A 19,425-nucleotide genomic window follows, 5' to 3' on the forward strand; every position below is an offset into this window, starting at 1 on the left:
GCCGATGGGCACGTGTTCACCGCCGCCTCGTTTCCGATGCAGCAGGCCGAGCGACTCGGCCCCGGCCGGCTCCTGCGGTGTCCGCGCTGTGCGCGGCTCCGCAGTGTCGTGCCGGTGAGTCTTCAGAAGCGGTAGCGGCGGTAACGGCGAAGGCGCGCGGGGCGGCCGATTGTGGCCGTTCCGCGCGCCTTGCGTATCCTCGGGCCCGTGCTTCTCTCTGACAAGGACATCCGGGCCGAGATCGACGCCGGACGGGTGCGTATCGATCCCTACGACGACGCCATGGTGCAGCCGTCCAGCATCGACGTACGCCTCGACCGCTACTTCCGGGTGTTCGAGAACCACCGGTACCCCCACATCGACCCCTCCGTCGAGCAGGCGGACCTGACCCGGCTCGTGGAGCCGGAGGGGGACGAACCGTTCATCCTGCACCCCGGTGAGTTCGTGCTGGCCAGTACGTACGAGGTCATCACGCTCCCCGACGACCTCGCCTCGCGGCTGGAGGGGAAGAGCTCGCTGGGGCGGCTCGGGCTGGTGACGCACTCCACCGCCGGGTTCATCGACCCCGGGTTCTCCGGGCACGTGACCCTCGAACTCAGCAACCTCGCGACGCTCCCGATCAAGCTGTGGCCCGGTATGAAGATCGGGCAGCTGTGCATGTTCCGGCTCAGCTCGCCGGCCGAGCACCCGTACGGCAGCGAGCGGTACGGGTCGCGGTACCAGGGGCAGCGGGGGCCGACGGCCTCGCGGTCCTTCCTCAACTTCCACCGGACGCGGGTGTGAGCGGCATGCGGGAGAACCTGAGCTACGAGCAGTTCGGGGTGGCCGTGCGCGACCTCGCGCAGACGATCGCCGACGACGGGTACGAGCCCGATGTGGTGCTGAGCATCGCGCGCGGCGGAGTCTTCGTCGCGGGAGGGCTCGCGTACGCGCTGGACTGCAAGAACATCCACCTGGTGAACGTCGAGTTCTACACCGGGGTGGGGACGACTCTCGAGATGCCCGTCATGCTCGCGCCCGTGCCCAACGCCATCGACTTCACCGACAAGAAGGTGCTGATCGCGGACGACGTCGCCGACACCGGCAAGACGCTCAAGCTCGTGCGCGACTTCTGCCTCGACGCCGTCGCCGAGGTGCGCAGCGCCGTGATCTACGAGAAGACGCAGTCGCTGGTGAAGTGCGAGTACGTCTGGAAGCGCACCGACGAGTGGATCAACTTCCCGTGGAGCGTCCAGCAGCCGGTCGTCAGGCGGTCCGGGCAGGTTCTCGACGCCTGAGGGCGGCAAGACAAGAAAGAGGGGGCTCCCGGTGTCGGGAGCCCCCTTTTCCTGTGCGTCCGTGTCAGAACGTGCCCAGCTTCACGATCGACAGCAGGGCGACCAGCTGGATCGCCGAGGCGCCCAGGGCCTTCGGCCAGGGGAGGTCGTGGGAGCGGCTGACCATGATCGTGAGGAGGGCGCCGGCCGCCACCCAGGTGGCCCAGCCGAGGATCTGGACGAAGGAGGCGTCGCCGCCGGCGAACATGGCGAAGACCAGGCGGGGCGCGTCCGTGAGGGACATGATCAGCATGGAGAGGCCGACGGTGGGCTGCCAGGCGCCGTTGCCGCCGAGCTGGCGGGCCAGGGTGTGGGTGACCACGCCGAGGATGAAGGCGCTGAGCACCATCGCGACGGCCGTCGTCAGGACGATCGGGATCGCGTTCGAGAGGGTCGCGTTGATCGCGTCCTCGCGGGCGGTGTCGAAGCCGAAGACGGCGAGCAGGCCGTAGAGGAAGCCGACGATGAGGGCGGGGCCCCACATCGTGTAGTCGCGCATCTGGTGGAACGTCTGGGCGGGGGACAGGACGATGCCCTTGAGCAGGTCCTTCCAGCCCAGGCGGGGGCCGGCCGGGCCGGCGGGCGGGGCCGCGCCGGGGTGGTAGGCGTCGCCCTGGTGGTAGGGGTCCTCGTTGATCGAGAAGGCCTGGGTGTGCCCCGGGTTGTTGGCCGCGTACGGGTCGTGCGGGGCGCCCTGGGCGCCGTGCGGGTACGCGCCGTCGCCGAAGTACTCCGGCTCGCCGTGACCGCCGGGTCCGCCCGGTCCGCCCGGTCCGCCGTTCGTCTGCGGCCAGCCGCCGCCACCGCCACCGCCGTACGACGGCTGCTGCGGGTACGGCTGCGGTGCCTGCGGGTAGCCGTACGACGGCCCCTGCGGCGTCTGCTGCCCGTGCGGGGGGTGTTGCGGTCGCGCGTGAGGAGCGCCGTTGTTGTTCCGGCCGCGTCCGATCCTGAATCCAGCCACGTCCTCGAACGTACCTGGTCCCGGACGGCCGTGTGCCGGGCCCCGGCGTTCGGGCCCGGCTTTGCGGCCGAGCTGTGACATCCCCTAAGGGGACGTCAGGCGGGTCGTCCGTCCTCCGGAGGGTTCCGGGGCGGCCCGGTCCTACGGAGGACGGAGACCCGTGTCGGCCGGGGAGGGCGCCGCCGGACCCGGGCGGCGCTCAGCCGCCGAGGACCGAGCCGAGGTGGGGGGTGCCGGTGGCGGACACGCCCGTCGTGCCCGTGCCGAAGCTGAGGGAGCCGGTGGTGACCGGGCCGGCCGCCGAGCCGCGCAGGGACCAGACCGAGCCGTCGCCGGAGTTCTCGCCCGGCGCGGACACGGACAGGTCGGCGCGGCCGTCGCCGGTGTGGTCGGTGAGGACGACGCGGGTGCCGAAGAGGTCGCCGTCCTCGGAGGCGCCGGGGACGCCCGCGGTGTTCTGGGTGTAGTACTGGGCGCCCCCGGTGGTGAGGCCCGAGGCGGAGCCGTACAGGACGGTGACGGCGCCGGCCCCGTTGTTCTCGCCCGCGGCGCCGACGGCGAGGTCGGCGTAGCCGTCGCCGTCGACGTCACCGAGGGCGACGCCGCCGCCGAAGCGGTCGCCGGTCTCGGAGGCGCCGGGGACGCCCGCGGTGTCCTGGGTGAGGACGAGCGGGGCGCGGCCGGCGTCCAGGCCCTCCGGGCCGCCGTAGACCACCGTGACCCTGCCGCCCTTCGCGCCCCCGGCGTCGGCGGAGGTCTCCCGGTCGTTGCCGACGGCGAAGTCCGGGTGGCCGTCGCCGTCGATGTCGCCGGCCGCGGAGACGTACCCGGCCGGCATCCGCTGCAGCCAGTCCGTGTAGTTGCCGATCCGCAGGTCGGCCAGGGAGGTGGCCGCGTCGCCGGTGTGCTCGTCGCGGCTGTGCAGGGCCAGCGGGCCGCGGCCGTCGCCGGGGACGTCCGCGGAGGTGAGGTGGGTGACGCCGGGCGAGGAGGGGCCGTACTGCGAGCCGGAACCGCCGTTGTGCGCGCCGGTCTTGGTGATCGGCCCGTCCACGACGGACAGGGTGACCGGGCCGGTGGAGCCGACCGTGACGTCCGTGTCGCCGTCGTCGTCGAAGTCGCCCGTGGCGAAGGCCTGGCCGTAGTGGTCGTAGTCCGTGTCGAAGAAGCTGAAGAGGGAGCGGGCGCCGGACAGGCCGGACTTCGAGCCCCAGACGACGACGGCCGTGCCGCTGCTCGTGTCGCCGGTGACGTCCTCGCCGGGGACGCCGGCCAGGAGGTCGGCGTAGCCGTCGGCGTTCAGGTCGGCGGAGGCCACGGCGGCACCGAAGGCGTCGCCGGCCTCGGCGGCGCCGGGGATCCCGGCGGTGTTCTGGGTGATCAGGGTGCGGGCCGAGGTGTTCGGGCCGCCGGCGCCGCCGTACACGACGGAGACGGCGCCCGCCTTCGCGTGGCCGTCGACGGTGGCGTCCGGGGCGCCGACCGCGAGGTCGGTGCGGCCGTCGCCGTTGAAGTCGTACGGGACGGCGGCCGTGGCGGCGTGCGCGGCGGGGGCCGTGAGGGCGAGCGGGGTCAGGGTGGCCGCGGCGAGGGTGATCGCGGCGGTGCGCAGGCGCATGGGGGACCTCGGTGCGGCGGGCGGGAGCGGGCGGGGGGTCACTGGGCGATCGTCCAGGCGAAGTCGGCGCCGCCCTGGAGGGAGACACCGCGGGCGGAGAGGAACAGGGCGCCGGAGGTGGTGAGTCCGGAGGCGGTGCCGCGCATGACGGTGATGGCGCCGTAGCCGTTCTCGTAGCCGGCGCCGGTGACGAGGTCGGCCTTGCCGTTCTTGTCGAGGTCGACCAGGCGGACGGAGATGCCGAAGGCGTCGTTGGTCTCGTTCGCGCCGGGGACGCCCGCGGTGTCCTGGGAGTACTGCTTGGCGCCCTTGCCGGTCAGACCGGAGGCCGAGCCGTACAGGACGGTCACCGTGCCGGTGTCCGGCGTGGTGCCCAGGTCCTCGCCCTGGGCGCCGACCGCGATGTCGGCGTAGCCGTCGCCGTTGACGTCGCCCGCGCTCAGCGCGGAGCCGAACAGGTCGCCGTACTCGCCGCCGCCGGGCACGCCCTCCGTGTCCTGGTGGATCACGGTCGGCTTCTGGTCGGGGTCGGGTCCGTCCGGGCCGCCGTACCAGACGGTGATCTGCCCGCCCTTGTGGCCGTTGACCGAGTTGCCGTCGCTCGGGTCGCCGTAGTCGCCGAGGACGAGGTCGCCGTAGCCGTCCTTGTCGACGTCGGCGATCACGCCGTCGGAGCCGTCGGCGTGCGGCAGTTCGACGAGGGCGTAGTCGGACTCGGGGTGGGCGTCCCAGTTGTTCGGGTCGTGGCGGAAGTAGCTGATCTCGCCGGCCGGGTCGCCGTCGACGCCGAACGGGTAGACGCGCTCGTCCTTCCGGTCGCCGGTCAGGTCGCCCGCGAACACCTCGTAGGTGGAACCGAGTTCGCCGACGCCCTGGTGGCTCAGGGGGGCGCCGGTGCGGGTGAAGGGGCCGCTGTGGAGGTGGGTGTGGCTCTGGCCGGTGACGGTCACGTCCGTGTCGCCGTCGCCGTCGAAGTCGCCGGTGGCGATGCCGGAGGAGTAGCCGCCCCACTCGGCGAGGCCGGACGGCTGGGGCAGTCCCGAGCCGCCGGACAGGCCGGACTTGCCGCCCCAGACGACGGTGACCGAGCCGACGCCGTCGCGGTCGCCGATGGCCTCGTACTGGGAGCCGACGACGAGGTCGGAGTAGCCGTCGCGGTCCAGGTCGGCGGCGGCCAGGCTCTGGCCGAAGCGGTCGCCGCTCTCGGCCGCGCCCGGGATGCCGGTGGAGTTCTGGGTGATCACGGTCTTCTTCGCGGCGGAGACGCCGGAGGACGAGCCGTAGAGCACGACGACGGCGCCGGCGCTCTGCACGGAGCCCACGTCGGCGCTGGACGCGCCGATGGCGACGTCCCGGTATCCGTCGCCGTTGAAGTCGCCGGCCAGGCCGGAGGCGGCGGCGGCCGAGGGGGCCGACAGGGCGAGCAGGCCGCCGGTCAGGGCGACGGCGGTGGCGGTGGCCAGGGCGAGGCGCGCGGGGCGCTGGTGCATGCGGGGTTCTCCTGCGAGGGCCGGACGCGGGTGGCGTGCCGGAAGGACGAGAGGGAGGAGGGACGTGCCGTGGTGGTGCGGGTCGGCGTGCCGTGGTGGTGCGGACGCGGCGTGCGCGCGCGGCGCATGATCGAGAACCGTAGAGGTCCGGTGCGCGCGGTGCGCGGGATTTTCGTGTGCCGCGGGCCGGGACCGGCGGTGAGCGCCGGTCCCGGCCCGCGGCGGCGGCCGGAACGGTCAGCCGTGTCAGCCGTTGACGTGGAAGCCGAACATCGGGTAGCCCGCCGACGACAGGCCGACGGTGCCGAGGCCGATGCCGCGGCCGGTGGCGTTGATCTGCAGGCCGTCGGAGTTGAAGGTGACGGCGTAGCCGTTGGAGTCGTTCTCCCACGGCAGGCCGACGGTCAGGTCGGCCTTTCCGTCGCCGGTGACGTCGGAGAGGAGGACCTCGCCGCCGAAGCCGTCGCCCTTCTCGTTGCCGCCGGGGACGCCCGGGGTGTCCTGGTGCAGGGACTGGGAGCCGGTCTCCAGGAGGCCGGTGTCCCCGCCGTAGAGCACGGTGACCATGCCGGCGTCCTCGAACTCGCCCAGGTCCTCGCCCGGCGCGCCGATGACGAGGTCGTCGTGGCCGTCGCCGTTGATGTCGCCGAGGGAGACCTCGTAGCCGAAGTTGTCGCCGGTCTCGTTGCTGCCGGGCACGCCGGAGCTGTTCTGGTTGACGCGCTCGATGCCGTCGGGGCCGTACGACGTGCCGTAGACGACGTCCACCGACCCGCCCTTGGCGGTGCCCGGGGTCTCCGTGCTGGGGTCCCACGAGTTGCCGATGACGATGTCGCCGTAGCCGTCGTCGTTCACGTCGCCGATGTCGGAGATGACGCCGGCGGGGAGCTTCTGGGCGCCCGAGGCGGTGACTCCGGAGGAGGAGCCGGGCAGCCAGTAGTTGGCGTTGTACGAGTAGTCGCTCCCGCTGTCGCCCTCGAAGCCGTCGACGACCAGGTCGGTGCGGCCGTCGGCGTCGGTGTCGCCGGGGGTGAGGTTGAAGATGTCGGTGCCCGGGACCTTCAGGATGGGCGCGGTGATGGTGTAGCGGCCGCCGGTGGAGCCGGACTTGGTGAATCCGCCGCGGTAGACGTCGATCTTGTTGATGTCCGAGGCGATCGCGAGGTCGGCCTTGCCGTCGCCGTTGTAGTCGCCGGCGGCGACCACCTGGCCGAACCAGTCGTGGACGGAGCGGGTGGGGTCGGACACGGTGGTGCCGCCGGAGAGGCCGCCGGAGCCGCCCCACAGGATGACGACGGTGCCGCCGTTGGCGTCGGTGCCCGCGTCCTCGCCCGGGGCGCCCACGGCCAGGTCGGCGTAGCCGTCGCCGTTGAAGTCGCCGGGCGCGGTGTGGGCGCCGAACTGGTCGTCCTTCTCGGCGGCGCCGGGGACGCCCGCGCTGTCCTGGGTGAGGGTCTGGATCTTGCCCGCGCCGGCGCCCTGGGGGGAACCGTAGAGGACCGTCACCGCACCGGCGCTGCCCTTGCCGCCCACGGAGGCGAGGGGGGCGGTGACGGCGACGTCCCGGTAGCCGTCGCCGTTGAAGTCGCTGTCGATGCCCGAGGGGGCGGCGGACGCGGGGCCGGCCAGGGCGACCAGCAGGCCGCCGGTGAGGGCGGCCGCGGTGGCGGTCGCGAGAGCGGTGCGGAGGTTCTTGTGCAAGGAGGTCTCCTGCCGGTGTGCGGGACGGTCGCCGGGAACGGTCGTCCACGGGTCATGGGGCGCCGTGTTGCCCGTGTTTCGCCCTGAGTTGTCCTGAGGTTCACGGGTGATCGCCGATCAGGAGACCTTCGAGCGGACCCGAGGGTTGTACGTGAACATGACGGAATGGAGAAATGAGGGAACGGTGAAGCCGGGGCGGGTGCGGAGCGGATCCGGTGGCCGCTGGACGCTGCTGCCCGAAGGGCCGAAGAACCCGGCCCCGGCGATTGCCACCTGCTTCTTCGGGCCGGCGCCGGCCCGGTCGGCCGACGGGCGAAGCCGGGCGCGGTCCAGATGACCGAGGACGGCCGGAAAGGGCGTGAAGCCCGTCCCGTACGGCAGCGCCCCGTCGCCGGCCGGAGCCGGGACGGGGCGCTGAAGGGTGCGGGGCGGGACCGGAGGGAACCGGTCGCCCCGGGACGGGTTACTTCACCGGCTCCGGTTCCGGAGCGCTCTCGCTCTCCTCGTCGCCCGCCGGGCCGGCCGGGGTCTTGACGGACTCCAGCAGGAGCTGGGCGACGTCGACGACCTGGATGGACTCCTTGGCCTTCCCGTCGTTCTTCTTGCCGTTGACCGAGTCGGTCAGCATGACCAGGCAGAACGGGCAGGCGGTGGAGACGATGTCCGGGTTGAGGGAGAGGGCCTCGTCGACGCGCTCGTTGTTGATGCGCTTGCCGATCCGCTCCTCCATCCACATCCGGGCGCCGCCGGCGCCGCAGCAGAAGCCGCGCTCCTTGTGGCGGTGCATCTCCTCGTTGCGCAGGCCCGGGACCTTGCCGATGATCTCGCGCGGGGGCGTGTAGATCTTGTTGTGGCGGCCCAGGTAGCACGGGTCGTGGTAGGTGATGAGGCCCTCGACCGGGGTGACCGGGATCAGCCTGCCCTCGTCGACCAGGTGCTGGAGGAGCTGGGTGTGGTGGATGACCTCGTAGTCGCCGCCGAGCTGCGGGTACTCGTTGCCGAGGGTGTTGAGGCAGTGCGGGCAGGTGGCGACGATCTTCTTCGCCGACTTGGGCTTGGCGGACTCGGGCGTGACCTTGCCGTCGTCGTCCATCTCCTCGCCGAAGGCGGCGTTGAGGGACATGACGTTCTCCATGCCGAGCTCCTGGAACAGCGGCTCGTTGCCGAGGCGCCGCGCGGAGTCACCGGTGCACTTCTCGTCGCCGCCCATGATCGCGAACTTGACGCCCGCGATGTGGAGGAGTTCCGCGAAGGCCTTGGTGGTCTTCTTGGCGCGGTCCTCCAGGGCGCCGGCGCAGCCGACCCAGTACAGGTACTCGACCTCGGAGAGGTCCTCGATGTCCTTGCCGACGACCGGGACCTCGAAGTCGACCTCCTTGGTCCACTCCAGGCGCTGCTTCTTCGCCAGGCCCCAGGGGTTGCCCTTCTTCTCCAGGTTCTTGAGCATCGTGCCCGCCTCGGACGGGAACGCGGACTCGATCATGACCTGGTAGCGGCGCATGTCGACGATGTGGTCGACGTGCTCGATGTCGACGGGGCACTGCTCGACGCAGGCGCCGCAGGTGGTGCAGGACCACAGGACGTCGGGGTCGATGACGCCGTTCTCCTCGGCGGTGCCGATCAGCGGGCGCTCGGCCTCCGCCAGTGCCGCCGCGGGCACGCCCGCGAGCTGCTCCTCGGACGCCTTCTCCTCGCCCTCCATGGTCTTGCCGCCGCCGGCCAGCAGGTACGGGGCCTTGGCGTGCGCGTGGTCGCGCAGGGACATGATCAGGAGCTTGGGGGAGAGGGGCTTGCCGGTGTTCCAGGCGGGGCACTGCGACTGGCAGCGGCCGCACTCGGTGCAGGTGGAGAAGTCCAGCAGGCCCTTCCAGGAGAACTGCTCGACCTGGGAGACGCCGAAGACGTCGTCGTCACCGGGGTCGGTGAAGTCGATCGGCTTGCCGCCGGACGTCATCGGCTGGAGGGCGCCCAGGGCGGTCCCGCCGGTGGCCTCGCGCTTGAACCAGATGTTCGGGAAGGCGAGGAAGCGGTGCCAGGCCACACCCATGTTGGTGTTGAGCGAGACCACGATCATCCAGATGAACGAGGTCCCGATCTTGATCATGGCGACCAGGTAGACCAGGTTCTGCAGCGCGGCGACGCTCAGCCCCTTGAAAGCCAGGACCAGCGGGTACGACGCGAAGTACGCGGCCTCGTAGTGGTCCACGTGGTGCAGCGCGCCCTCCAGGCCGCGCAGCACGTAGATCGCCAGGCCGATGGTGAGGATGACGTACTCGACGAAGTACGCCTGGCCCGCCTTGGAACCCGCGAAGCGGGACTTGCGGCCGGGGCGGGACGGCAGGCTCAGCAGGCGGATCACGATGAGCACGGCGATGCCGAGCACGGTCATCACGCCGATGAACTCGATGTACAGCTCGAACGGCAGGAAGCCGCCGATGACCGGCAGCACCCAGTCGGCCTCGAAGAGCTGGCCGAACGCCTGGGCGAGGGTCGGCGGCAGGGTCAGGAAGCCGACGGCGACGAACCAGTGGGCGATGCCGACGACACCCCACCGGTTCATGCGGGTGTGGCCGAGGAACTCCCGCACCAGGGTCACACTGCGCTGGTAGGGATTGTCGGTCCGGGCGCCGGCCGGGACCGGCTGGCCCAGTTTGAAGTACCGGACGAACTGGCCGATCGCGCGTGCGAGCAGCGCGACGCCGACCACGGTCAGGACCAGCGACACGATGATCGCGGCGAGTTGCATGGGGGCTCCTCGGGCCTGCGAGGGTTTTCGGGGAGGAAATTTCCGGGCTTCCGCGGGGGCTCCACTACGGCTTCCCCGAGATTACTAAGCGGTAACTTATGCAGTCCGTTCGAGATTACCCCCATCTCCGGTCGCACTGTAGCCGGGCACGGGGTGATCTGAATCGCTCAGGGTCGCCTGTGGCGGCACCTCCGGGGCATCCCGGATGGCGTCCGGGATCCGATCGTGTTATTCACGCTAAATCGGTCCATACGCCCCTAACTTATATCCGTGCTCTACGGGATCGCCGCCGCCGCCACCTCCCTGCTGCTCTCCGCCCTCCTCGCGGAACTGCTGCGGGTCCCCGCCCTGCGCCTGGGAATCGTGGACCGCAGACGCCGTCTGGCGCTGCCGCTGTCCGGGGGAACGGCCGTCGTGCTCGCGACCGTGCTGGTGGCGGGGCTCGGCGACCGGGCGGGGTACGCCCCGCTCGGTACCGGGATCGGGCGGCTGCTGGCCGCCGGGGCCTGGATCGGCGTCCTCGGGCTGGCCGCCGACGTGTGGCGGCTGCGGTGGTGGGTCCCGCTCGCCGGTACGGCCGTGGCGGCGGCGCTCGTCGTGCCGTACGCGGAGACCGGGGTGGTGCGGGGGGTGCTCGCCGTGGGGTGGGTCGTGGCGGTCACCGCCGCGTTCCGGGGGCTCGACCACGCCGACGGGCTGGCCGGCACCGTGGGGGCGGTGACCGCGTTCGGGGTGGCGGCCTGCGCGGCGGCCGAGCTGATGGACGGGATCGCGGTCCTGCTGGGCGTGCTGGCCGCCGCGCTCGCCGGGTTCCTGCTGCACAACTGGCATCCCGCGCGGGCCGGCCTCGGGGCCGGCGGCTCGCTGTTCACGGGGTTCGTGGTGGCCTCGGCGGCGGTGTTCGTGCGGGCCGGGCAGGGAATCGGGACCGGTGCCGGGGTGTTGTTCGCCCTGACGGCCGTGGTGTGCGCCGACGCCGTCCTGGTGGTCCTCGCGCGGCGGCTGTCCCGGTGGCCGCTGACCCGCGGCCGGCCGGACCACCTCGGGCACCGGCTGCGGCGGCTCGGGCTCGCCCCCCGCGCGGTGACCGTCCTGCTCGGCGCCGGCGCGCTGGGCGGGGTGCTGGTGGGGGTGGGCGTGCACACCGGACGGGTGTCCGGGGGTGCGGTGGTGTGGGTGGCGGCGGTCGCCGCGGTGGTCGTCCTCGCGCTCGTACGCCTTCCCATCACCCCTGTTTTCCGTCCCCGTCAACGATCTGCCGAGGTGTCACCGCAGGTCAGCGAGCGGTTGCGCGTAAGGAACGGATAAGAGTTGAGCCTGCTCGACTCAGCTCTGTTGACCCGGCGCCGGGTGTCATGCATGCTTGAGTCCGTTCCACTCAAGTCAGCTGGAGGAATCGAAATGGCACGTGCGGTCGGCATCGACCTGGGCACGACTAACTCCGTCGTCAGCGTTCTGGAGGGCGGCGAGCCCACCGTCATCACCAACGCCGAGGGCGCCAGGACCACGCCGTCCGTCGTCGCCTTCGCCAAGAACGGTGAGGTGCTGGTCGGCGAGGTGGCCAAGCGTCAGGCGGTCACCAACGTCGACAGGACCATCCGGTCGGTCAAGCGCCACATGGGCACCGACTGGAAGATCGAGCTCGACGGGAAGCCCTTCAACCCGCAGCAGATCAGCGCCTTCGTGCTGCAGAAGCTGAAGCGCGACGCCGAGGCGTACCTGGGCGAGAAGGTCACGGACGCGGTCATCACCGTCCCGGCGTACTTCAACGACGCCGAGCGCCAGGCGACCAAGGAGGCCGGCGAGATCGCCGGTCTGAACGTGCTGCGCATCGTCAACGAGCCGACGGCCGCCGCCCTGGCGTACGGCCTCGACAAGGACGACCAGACCATCCTCGTCTTCGACCTCGGTGGCGGTACCTTCGACGTCTCCCTGCTGGAGATCGGCGACGGTGTCGTCGAGGTGAAGGCCACCAACGGTGACAACAACCTCGGTGGTGACGACTGGGACCAGCGCGTCGTCGACTACCTGGTCAAGCAGTTCCAGTCGGGCCACGGCGTGGACCTCGGCAAGGACAAGATGGCGCTGCAGCGTCTGCGCGAGGCCGCCGAGAAGGCGAAGATCGAGCTGTCCTCGTCCACCGAGACCTCGATCAACCTCCCCTACATCACCGCGTCCGCCGAGGGCCCCCTGCACCTCGACGAGAAGCTGACCCGCGCCCAGTTCCAGCAGCTGACCGCGGACCTGCTCGAGCGCTGCAAGACGCCGTTCCACAACGTCATCAAGGACGCCGGCATCCAGCTCAGCGAGATCGACCACGTCGTCCTCGTCGGCGGCTCCACCCGCATGCCCGCCGTCGCCGAGCTCGTCAAGGAGATGACCGGCGGCAAGGAGGCCAACAAGGGCGTCAACCCGGACGAGGTCGTCTCGATCGGTGCCGCGCTCCAGGCCGGTGTCCTCAAGGGCGAGGTCAAGGACGTCCTGCTGCTCGACGTCACCCCGCTGTCCCTCGGCATCGAGACCAAGGGCGGCATCATGACCAAGCTGATCGAGCGCAACACCACGATCCCGACGAAGCGCTCCGAGATCTTCACCACGGCCGAGGACAACCAGCCGTCGGTGCAGATCCAGGTCTACCAGGGCGAGCGCGAGATCGCGGCGTACAACAAGAAGCTCGGCATGTTCGAGCTGACCGGTCTGCCCCCGGCGCCGCGCGGCGTCCCGCAGATCGAGGTCTCCTTCGACATCGACGCCAACGGCATCATGCACGTCACGGCGAAGGACCTCGGCACCGGCAAGGAGCAGAAGATGACCGTCACCGGCGGCTCCTCGCTGCCGAAGGACGAGGTCGACCGGATGCGCCAGGAGGCCGAGAAGTACGCGGAGGAGGACCACGCCCGCCGCGAGGCCGCCGAGTCCCGCAACCAGGGCGAGCAGCTCGTCTACCAGACCGAGAAGTTCCTCGCCGACAACGCGGACAAGGTTCCCGGTGACGTCAAGACCGAGGTCGAGACGGCCGTCGCCGAGCTGAAGGAGAAGCTCAAGGGCGACGACTCCGCCGAGATCCGCACCGCCACGGAGAAGGTCGCCGCCGTCTCCCAGAAGCTGGGCCAGGCCATGTACGCCGACGCCCAGGCCGGGCAGGCCGCCGGCGGCGCGTCCGCCGGTGCCGGTGAGGCCAGGGCCGACGACGACGTCGTCGACGCCGAGATCGTCGACGAGGACCGCAAGGACGGTGCGGCGTGACCGAGGAGACCCCGGGCTTCGACGAGCAGTCGCAGCAGCCCGACGTCCCCTCCGACGAAGCCGAGCCGAAGGCCGCCGCCCAGCCCTCCGCGGAGGAGGCGGCGGCCCCGGCCGGGGACACGGGCCAGGAAGCGGCACTGGTGGCCCAGCTGGACCAGGCGCGCACGGCGCTCAGCGAGCGCACGGCGGACCTCCAGCGCCTCCAGGCCGAGTTCCAGAACTACCGCCGCCGGGTCGAGCGCGACCGGATCGCCGTGAAGGAGATCGCCGTGGCGAACCTCCTGAGCGAGCTGCTCCCCGTGCTCGACGACGTCGGCCGCGCGCGGGAGCACGGCGAGCTGGTCGGCGGCTTCAAGTCCGTCGCGGAGTCGCTGGAGACGATCATCGCCAAGATGGGCCTCCAGCAGTTCGGCAAGGAGGGCGAGCCCTTCGACCCGACGATCCACGAGGCGCTGATGCACAGCTACGCGCCGGACGTCACCGAGACGACGTGCGTGGCGATTCTGCAGCCGGGGTACCGGATCGGCGAGCGCACCATCCGCCCCGCGCGGGTGGCCGTCGCCGAGCCGCAGCCCGGCGCGCAGACGGTCAAGTCGGACGAGGAGAGCACCGAGGCGCAGGCCGACTCGGAGAACAAGGAGAGCGGTGGCCCGGAGGAGGGCTGACGCAGGAGCTGACGCAGGGAAGGAGGGACGTCGGGGATGAGCACCAAGGACTTCATCGAGAAGGACTTCTACAAGGTCCTCGGCGTCCCCAAGGACGCCACCGAGGCCGAGATCAAGAAGGCGTACCGGAAGCTCGCCCGCGAGTTCCACCCGGACGCCAACAAGGGCAACGCCAAGGCGGAGGAGCGGTTCAAGGAGATCTCCGAGGCGAACGACGTCCTCGGCGACCCCAAGAAGCGCAAGGAGTACGACGAGGCGCGCGCGTTCTTCGGCAGCGGAGGCTTCCGCCCGGGGCCGGGCGCGGGCGGCGGCTCCTTCAACTTCGACCTGGGTGACCTCTTCGGGGGTCAGGCCGGCGGCCAGCAGGCGGGCGGCTTCGGCGGCGGCCTCGGTGACGTCTTCGGGGGCCTGTTCAACCGCGGCGGCGCGGGTACCGGTACGCGCACCCAGCCGCGGCGCGGCCAGGACATCGAGTCCGAGGTGACGCTCAGCTTCACCGAGGCGATCGAGGGCGCGACCGTCCCGTTGCGGATGTCGTCGCAGGCGCCCTGCAAGGCGTGTTCGGGCACCGGTGACAAGAACGGCACACCGCGCGTGTGCCCGACCTGCGTCGGCACCGGCCAGGTGGCGCGGGGCTCCGGCGGCGGTTTCTCGCTCACCGACCCGTGCCCCGACTGCAAGGGCCGCGGTCTGATCGCGGAGGAGCCCTGCGAGATCTGCAAGGGCAGCGGCCGGGCCAAGTCCTCGCGGACCATGCAGGTGCGCATCCCCGCGGGCGTCAGCGACGGCCAGCGGATCCGGCTGCGCGGCAAGGGCGCGCCGGGCGAGCGCGGCGGCCCCGCCGGCGATCTGTACGTCGTCGTGCACGTCGGCGCGCACCCGGTGTTCGGCCGCAAGGGCGACAACCTCACCGTCACGGTCCCGGTGACGTATCCCGAGGCCGCCCTCGGGGGCGAGGTCCGGGTCCCGACGCTGGGCGGTCCGCCGGTCACGCTGAAGCTGCCGCCGGGCACGCCCAACGGGCGCACCATGCGGGCGCGGGGCAAGGGCGCGGTCCGCAAGGACGGCACCCGCGGCGATCTGCTGGTCACCGTGGAGGTGAGTGTTCCCAAGGACGTGTCGGGGAAGGCTCGTGACGCGCTGGAGGCGTATCGCGAGGCGACCGCGGACGACGATCCGCGGGCGGAGCTGTTCCAGGCCGCGAAGGGAGCTTGATTTCAGATGGACGGCCGTCGACGCAATCCGTATGAACTGACCCAGGACACCCCGGTCTACGTCATTTCGGTGGCGGCCCAGCTTTCCGGCCTGCACCCGCAGACGCTGCGGCAGTACGACCGGCTGGGTCTCGTGTCGCCGGACCGCACGGCCGGCCGGGGCCGCCGTTACTCGGCCCGTGACATCGAACTGCTCCGTCAGGTGCAGCAGCTGTCGCAGGACGAGGGCATCAACCTGGCCGGAATCAAGCGCATCATCGAACTGGAGAACCAGGTCGCCGCCCTCCAGGCCCGCGCGGCCGAACTGGAGAACGCCCTGGACGGGGCGGCCGCGGCGATGCGTCAGCGCGAGGCCGCGGTGCACGCCTCGTACCGCCGTGACCTGGTGCCCTACCAGGAGGTGCAGCAGACCAGCGCGCTGGTGGTGTGGCGGCCCAAGCGGCAGCAGCCGGACTGAGGCGCCGGCCCGGAGCGCCGCGGGAGGCCCGGAGGTTCACCGAACCTCCGGGCCTCCCGGCTTAAGCACAGGTGCGTGTGTGACTATCGTATGGCTGCGTGTCCAGATGATTCCCGCCGGACGTCCGCAGGTCTCTCACGAGTTCGGCGCACCGTGCCGTGTTTATTTCGTTAAGTGGCCGACCTTGACTCCGGCGGGGGCTGAAGCGTTGGCTTTTCAGTCACATGGGCCGCAAAGCTGAGCCCACGTCCGAAACGCACCTGAAGTGAGCCCTCGCATGCGTCGTATCGCCATATCCGTGGCCGCCACCGCCATGTCCGTCACGCTCGTCGGATGCGGCGTGCTCAACGCGACGGGGAGCAGCGACGACGCGAGCCCGACCAAGGGCGAGGACATCACCGTCGGACTGCTGCTCCCGGAGAAGGCCAACACCCGGTACGAGCAGTTCGACTACCCCATCTTCAAGACGAAGGTGGAGTCGCTCACCAACAAGAAGGGCAAGGTCGAGTACGCCAACGCCGAGGCGGACGCCGGCAAGCAGGCCGAGCAGATGCAGCAGATGATCGACGACAAGGTCGACGTCATCGTGCTGGACGCGGTCGACTCGCACGCCATCGCCGACAGCGTGCAGAAGGCCGACGACGCGGGCATCCCCGTCATCGCCTACGACCGGCTCGCCGAGGGCCCGATCGACGCGTACATCTCCTTCGACAACGAGCTGGTCGGCGAGGTGCAGGGCCGTTCCCTGCTGGAGTCGCTCGGGGAACCCGGCATCACCGACAAGATCGTGATGATGAACGGCTCGTCGACCGACCCCAACGCCAAGCAGTTCAAGGCGGGTGCGCTCTCCGAGCTCAAGGGCAAGGTGACGATCGCCAAGTCCTACGACACCAAGGACTGGAAGCCGGAGAACGCCCAGGCCAACATGGCCGAGGCGATCGACGCGATCGGCGCGGGCGACATCGAGGCGGTCTACTCCGCCAACGACGGCATGGCGGGCGGCATCGTCAAGGCGCTCAAGGCCGCCGGCGTGACCGAGCTGCCCCCGATCACCGGCCAGGACGCCGAACTCGCGGCGGTGCAGCGCATCCTCGCCGACGAGCAGTACATGAGCGTGTACAAGTCCTACCCGGACGAGGCCGAGAACGCCGCCGAGATGGCCGTGGCGAAGGTCCAGGGCAAGGACATCCAGTTCGACGCGCTGACCCGCGAGCGGGTGGACAGCCCCACCGTCAAGGACATCCCGGCGCAGCTCGTGCCCGTGGTCGCGCTGACCAAGGACAACATCGAGGACACCGTGGTCGCCGACGGGATCTACGACGTCTCGGACATCTGCACCGCGGAGTTCGCGGCGGCCTGCGAGGCGATCAAGCTGAAGTAGCCGCCCCTCCCGTCGATATCCGGCCACCCACCGGCCCTCCGGCCGGTGCCGGACCTCGGGTCCGGCGCCGGGATCAGGCCGGGCTCGCGGGCCCTGGCACCGTGCCTCGTCGTGTTGTCGTCGGTTGCCAGGGCTCCGCCCTGGCGCCCTCCTCCGCCTTGCGACGCACGGCACCAGACCCCGCTCCCTGATCCGGCCTGATCCCGGCTCCGGACCCTGCCCGTGTTGCACAGCCGGTTCCGGCCGCGCATAGTTGCGCTGCGGAAAGTGGCTGAACCGGGGGTGGGATGGGCGATGGCCGGGCACGGGACGGACGGGCATCCACACGGTGCTGACCGACTGTGCGAGGCCGGGGATCGCGTGTATTCCCGGGCCGTACGGCGCGGACGGCTGCCGCGCCGGGACGCGGAGCCGGTGCCCTGCCTGCTGGAACTGGCCCTGCTGCACCCCGATCCCGACGACATGGACTGGCTCGTCCCCACCCCTCCGCAGGAGGTCATGACCCGGCTGCTGCGCGGGATGTACGACGAGGTGAACGCGAGCCGGCGCCGGGTCGGGTCGGCCGTCGAGGCCTTCGAGCGGTACGCCGGTCTGGGCCACCGGACGCCCGCCTCACCGACGGCGGCGGAGGGCCCGGCGATCCGGGTGCTGGACGGGCTCGCCCGCATCCAGGCGGCGATGGACGAGGCGACCCAGGCGTGCACCACCGAGGTGCTCACCGTCCAGCCGGGCGGCATCCGGCGCGAGGCGGAGCTGTCCGAGGGCCTGCACCGGGCGACGGCGCTGCGCGGCCGGGGCGTGCGCATGCGGGACCTGTACACGCACGTCGCCCGGCACGGGCACGGACTGCTCCGCTACCTGGAGCTGATGGGCGACGCGGTGGAGGCGCGCACCCTGGACGAGGTGATCGAGCGGCTGATCCTCTTCGACCGCACGGTCGCCTTCATCCCCGCCAACGCCGAGCGCACCATGGCGCTGGAGCTGCGCCACCCGGCGCTGGTGGAGTACCTGGGCACGGTCTTCGACCGGCTGTGGCGGCTCGCCATCCCGCTGACCGCCCCGCTGCCCGACACCGGCATCGAGGGCATCTCGCACCGGGAGCAGTCCATCGCGGCCCTGCTCGCGGAGGGCCATCAGGACGCGGTGATCGCGGAACGCCTCGGCATCAGTGTGCGGACCTGCCGGGCCCACATCGCCCGCCTGTCGGAGACGTTGGGCGCGGCCAGCCGTACGCAGCTCGGCGTCCGCATCGCCCAGGCCGGCCTGGACGGCTTCCGGCGCCCCGCCGTCACCGCGGTGCACCCTCCTGGTTGAGGATCCCGGACTCCGCGATGAGGTAGCCGAGCTGGGCCCGGCTGCCGCTGCCGAGGGTGGCGGCGAGTTTGGCGATGTGGGCGCGGCACGTCCGTACGTTCATGCCGAGGCGGCGGGCGATGGCCTCGTCCACGTGGCCCTCCACCAGGAGCTTGGCGATGGAGTGCTGTATCTCCGGTATGCCGTCGGGCGCGGTCTCGTAGGGGGTGCCGGCGGTCAGCGGGACCGCGCGGCTCCACATGAACTCGAAGACCTTGCTCAGATAGCGGACGAGGCCGGTGTGCCGCAGCTCCAGGGCGACCTGGCGGTCGTCGCGCACGGGGATGAAGGCGACCGTCTCGTCGCAGATGATGAGGCGCTCCACCAGCTCGTCGATGGTGCGGTACTCCGCCCTGCCGTTGGCGAACTGCTCGACGTAGGAGAGGCGCTCGGGGTTGAACCGGGCGGTGTGCTGGTAGAGGGTGCGTATGCGCACACCGCGTTCGACGAGCAGCCGGTCGCGCTCGAACCCCTGCAGCAGGCTGCGTTCGGGCCGGTGTCCGCTCGGCTGGACGGTGAGCATCTCCGTCCGGCACTGGGAGGTGGCCAGGTCCAGCGCGCTGTTGATGCGGTCGTTGCCCTCGAGCACGGTGATCGAGTGGGTGGGCGCGATCTCCTGGACGCTCAGGGACATGAACGGCTCGAAAGTGTCGGCGAGTTCTATCGACAGGCGCCGGCGTTCGGTGATCTCGCGTTCCAGGGGGTTCAGCCGCTGGGAGAGCGCGACGGAGGGAAGCACCGGACGCAGCCACTGGGCGTCGTCGGGATCGGGATGAAGGAGGGCGAAGTCCATCAAGCAGGGTGCGGGTTCCACGTCGGCGCGGGCGATACGTCCCGCGCGGAGGGCATTCGCGTACAGTCGCACCCCCTCCTCGCACAGCTCGGTCACCGTGTGAGGATGTACCGCCTTGGTCTGTTTTGTTCCCAAATCTCCACCCCACAGGGTCCTGAACATGCAGGAACATGATGCACCGATCGTGTGGCCATGATGTGCCCGAATGAGCCATCGTCGTACTGGACGGGGGACAGAGGGGACCTTCAAGTGAGGACGAAGCCGACTATGAGTAAGAAAATGCTTCGCTCGGTGCTTGTCGCCGCCTTCTCCGTCGGTGTGGCCTTCGGGATAGCGGGCGGCCTCTCCGAGACGAAGGCGGACGTCAGGGCGGACAGTGTGTGGCCGCCGATCATCGCGCCGATCGTCGCGGAGAACGCGGTCATGGCCGACAGCGTGTGGGCCGGCCCCGCTCTTACGGATGACAGCGTGTGGGCTTGAC

The 19,425-nt window shown here is 71.0% G+C and carries 17 protein-coding genes; 11 read left to right on the forward strand and 6 right to left on the reverse strand.

Going from position 1 to position 19,425, the window contains the following annotated elements:
• Positions 1 to 207 precede the first annotated feature (207 nt).
• Positions 208 to 783, forward strand: a complete 576-nt coding sequence (dcd, locus tag ACF1DX_RS13865; RefSeq protein ID WP_391791394.1) for a dCTP deaminase — start codon at positions 208 to 210, stop codon at positions 781 to 783.
• Positions 780 to 1,277, forward strand: a complete 498-nt coding sequence (locus tag ACF1DX_RS13870; RefSeq protein WP_391791395.1) for a phosphoribosyltransferase — start codon at positions 780 to 782, stop codon at positions 1,275 to 1,277. Before dcd ends, ACF1DX_RS13870 begins: the two co-directional genes overlap by 4 nt.
• Before the next feature lie 64 nt (positions 1,278 to 1,341).
• Here the strand turns inward: ACF1DX_RS13870 and ACF1DX_RS13875 are convergent, their stop codons facing one another.
• The 4 genes from ACF1DX_RS13875 to ACF1DX_RS13890 all read right to left on the reverse strand — a co-directional run bounded on the left by ACF1DX_RS13875 (position 1,342) and on the right by ACF1DX_RS13890 (position 7,089).
• A complete protein-coding gene (locus tag ACF1DX_RS13875) occupies positions 1,342 to 2,361 on the reverse strand; it encodes a Yip1 family protein (RefSeq protein ID WP_391791396.1) in 1,020 nt (339 codons plus the stop codon).
• 118 nt (positions 2,362 to 2,479) lie between these two features.
• Positions 2,480 to 3,898: a hypothetical protein gene (locus ACF1DX_RS13880; protein ID WP_391791397.1), complete on the reverse strand. Its 1,419-nt coding sequence runs from the start codon at positions 3,896 to 3,898 to the stop codon at positions 2,480 to 2,482.
• A gap of 38 nt (positions 3,899 to 3,936) precedes the next feature.
• Positions 3,937 to 5,388 carry a hypothetical protein gene (locus tag ACF1DX_RS13885; protein ID WP_391791398.1) on the reverse strand — a complete coding sequence of 484 codons (1,452 nt, stop codon included), beginning with the start codon at positions 5,386 to 5,388 and terminating at the stop codon, positions 3,937 to 3,939.
• A gap of 246 nt (positions 5,389 to 5,634) precedes the next feature.
• Positions 5,635 to 7,089, reverse strand: coding sequence for an FG-GAP-like repeat-containing protein (locus ACF1DX_RS13890; protein WP_391791399.1), 1,455 nt, complete (start codon positions 7,087 to 7,089; stop codon positions 5,635 to 5,637).
• A gap of 106 nt (positions 7,090 to 7,195) precedes the next feature.
• Here ACF1DX_RS13890 and ACF1DX_RS13895 point away from each other — a divergent pair, with 106 nt between their 5' ends.
• A complete protein-coding gene (locus tag ACF1DX_RS13895; RefSeq protein WP_391791400.1) occupies positions 7,196 to 7,426 on the forward strand; it encodes a hypothetical protein in 231 nt (76 codons plus the stop codon).
• A 126-nt stretch (positions 7,427 to 7,552) separates the two neighbouring features.
• On the opposite strand, the gene ACF1DX_RS13900 is transcribed toward ACF1DX_RS13895, so the two are convergent.
• A complete protein-coding gene (locus ACF1DX_RS13900; RefSeq protein WP_391791401.1) occupies positions 7,553 to 9,835 on the reverse strand; it encodes a heterodisulfide reductase-related iron-sulfur binding cluster in 2,283 nt (760 codons plus the stop codon).
• 270 nt (positions 9,836 to 10,105) lie between these two features.
• On the opposite strand from ACF1DX_RS13900, the gene ACF1DX_RS13905 reads away from it, so the two are divergent.
• The 7 genes from ACF1DX_RS13905 to ACF1DX_RS13935 all read left to right on the forward strand — a co-directional run bounded on the left by ACF1DX_RS13905 (position 10,106) and on the right by ACF1DX_RS13935 (position 18,112).
• A complete protein-coding gene (locus tag ACF1DX_RS13905) occupies positions 10,106 to 11,143 on the forward strand; it encodes an MraY family glycosyltransferase (RefSeq protein WP_391791402.1) in 1,038 nt (345 codons plus the stop codon).
• Positions 11,144 to 11,236: 93 nt separating this feature from the next.
• Positions 11,237 to 13,081, forward strand: a complete 1,845-nt coding sequence (dnaK, locus tag ACF1DX_RS13910; RefSeq protein WP_391791403.1) for a molecular chaperone DnaK — start codon at positions 11,237 to 11,239, stop codon at positions 13,079 to 13,081.
• Positions 13,078 to 13,746, forward strand: a complete 669-nt coding sequence (gene grpE, locus ACF1DX_RS13915; protein WP_391791404.1) for a nucleotide exchange factor GrpE — start codon at positions 13,078 to 13,080, stop codon at positions 13,744 to 13,746. Before dnaK ends, grpE begins: the two co-directional genes overlap by 4 nt.
• A gap of 36 nt (positions 13,747 to 13,782) precedes the next feature.
• Positions 13,783 to 14,961 carry a molecular chaperone DnaJ gene (gene dnaJ / locus ACF1DX_RS13920; protein WP_391791405.1) on the forward strand — a complete coding sequence of 393 codons (1,179 nt, stop codon included), beginning with the start codon at positions 13,783 to 13,785 and terminating at the stop codon, positions 14,959 to 14,961.
• A gap of 6 nt (positions 14,962 to 14,967) precedes the next feature.
• Positions 14,968 to 15,417, forward strand: coding sequence for a heat shock protein transcriptional repressor HspR (locus ACF1DX_RS13925; protein ID WP_073933147.1), 450 nt, complete (start codon positions 14,968 to 14,970; stop codon positions 15,415 to 15,417).
• 265 nt (positions 15,418 to 15,682) lie between these two features.
• Positions 15,683 to 16,798: a sugar ABC transporter substrate-binding protein gene (locus ACF1DX_RS13930; RefSeq protein ID WP_391791406.1), complete on the forward strand. Its 1,116-nt coding sequence runs from the start codon at positions 15,683 to 15,685 to the stop codon at positions 16,796 to 16,798.
• Between the two features lie 294 nt (positions 16,799 to 17,092).
• On the forward strand, positions 17,093 to 18,112 hold the full coding sequence (locus ACF1DX_RS13935; RefSeq protein ID WP_391791659.1) for a LuxR C-terminal-related transcriptional regulator: 1,020 nt from the start codon (positions 17,093 to 17,095) through the stop codon (positions 18,110 to 18,112).
• Here ACF1DX_RS13935 and ACF1DX_RS13940 read toward each other — a convergent pair.
• A complete protein-coding gene (locus ACF1DX_RS13940) occupies positions 18,087 to 19,106 on the reverse strand; it encodes a helix-turn-helix transcriptional regulator (protein WP_391791407.1) in 1,020 nt (339 codons plus the stop codon). The genes ACF1DX_RS13935 and ACF1DX_RS13940 overlap by 26 nt on opposite strands.
• A 105-nt stretch (positions 19,107 to 19,211) precedes the next feature.
• Here ACF1DX_RS13940 and ACF1DX_RS13945 point away from each other — a divergent pair, with 105 nt between their 5' ends.
• The gene (locus ACF1DX_RS13945) at positions 19,212 to 19,424 is read left to right on the forward strand and encodes a hypothetical protein (RefSeq protein ID WP_391791408.1); all 213 of its coding nucleotides are present in this window, start codon (positions 19,212 to 19,214) and stop codon (positions 19,422 to 19,424) included.
• Position 19,425: the final 1 nt, after the last annotated feature.

The organism is Streptomyces sp. NPDC014676, assembly GCF_043084105.1.
Taxonomy (GTDB): domain Bacteria; phylum Actinomycetota; class Actinomycetes; order Streptomycetales; family Streptomycetaceae; genus Streptomyces.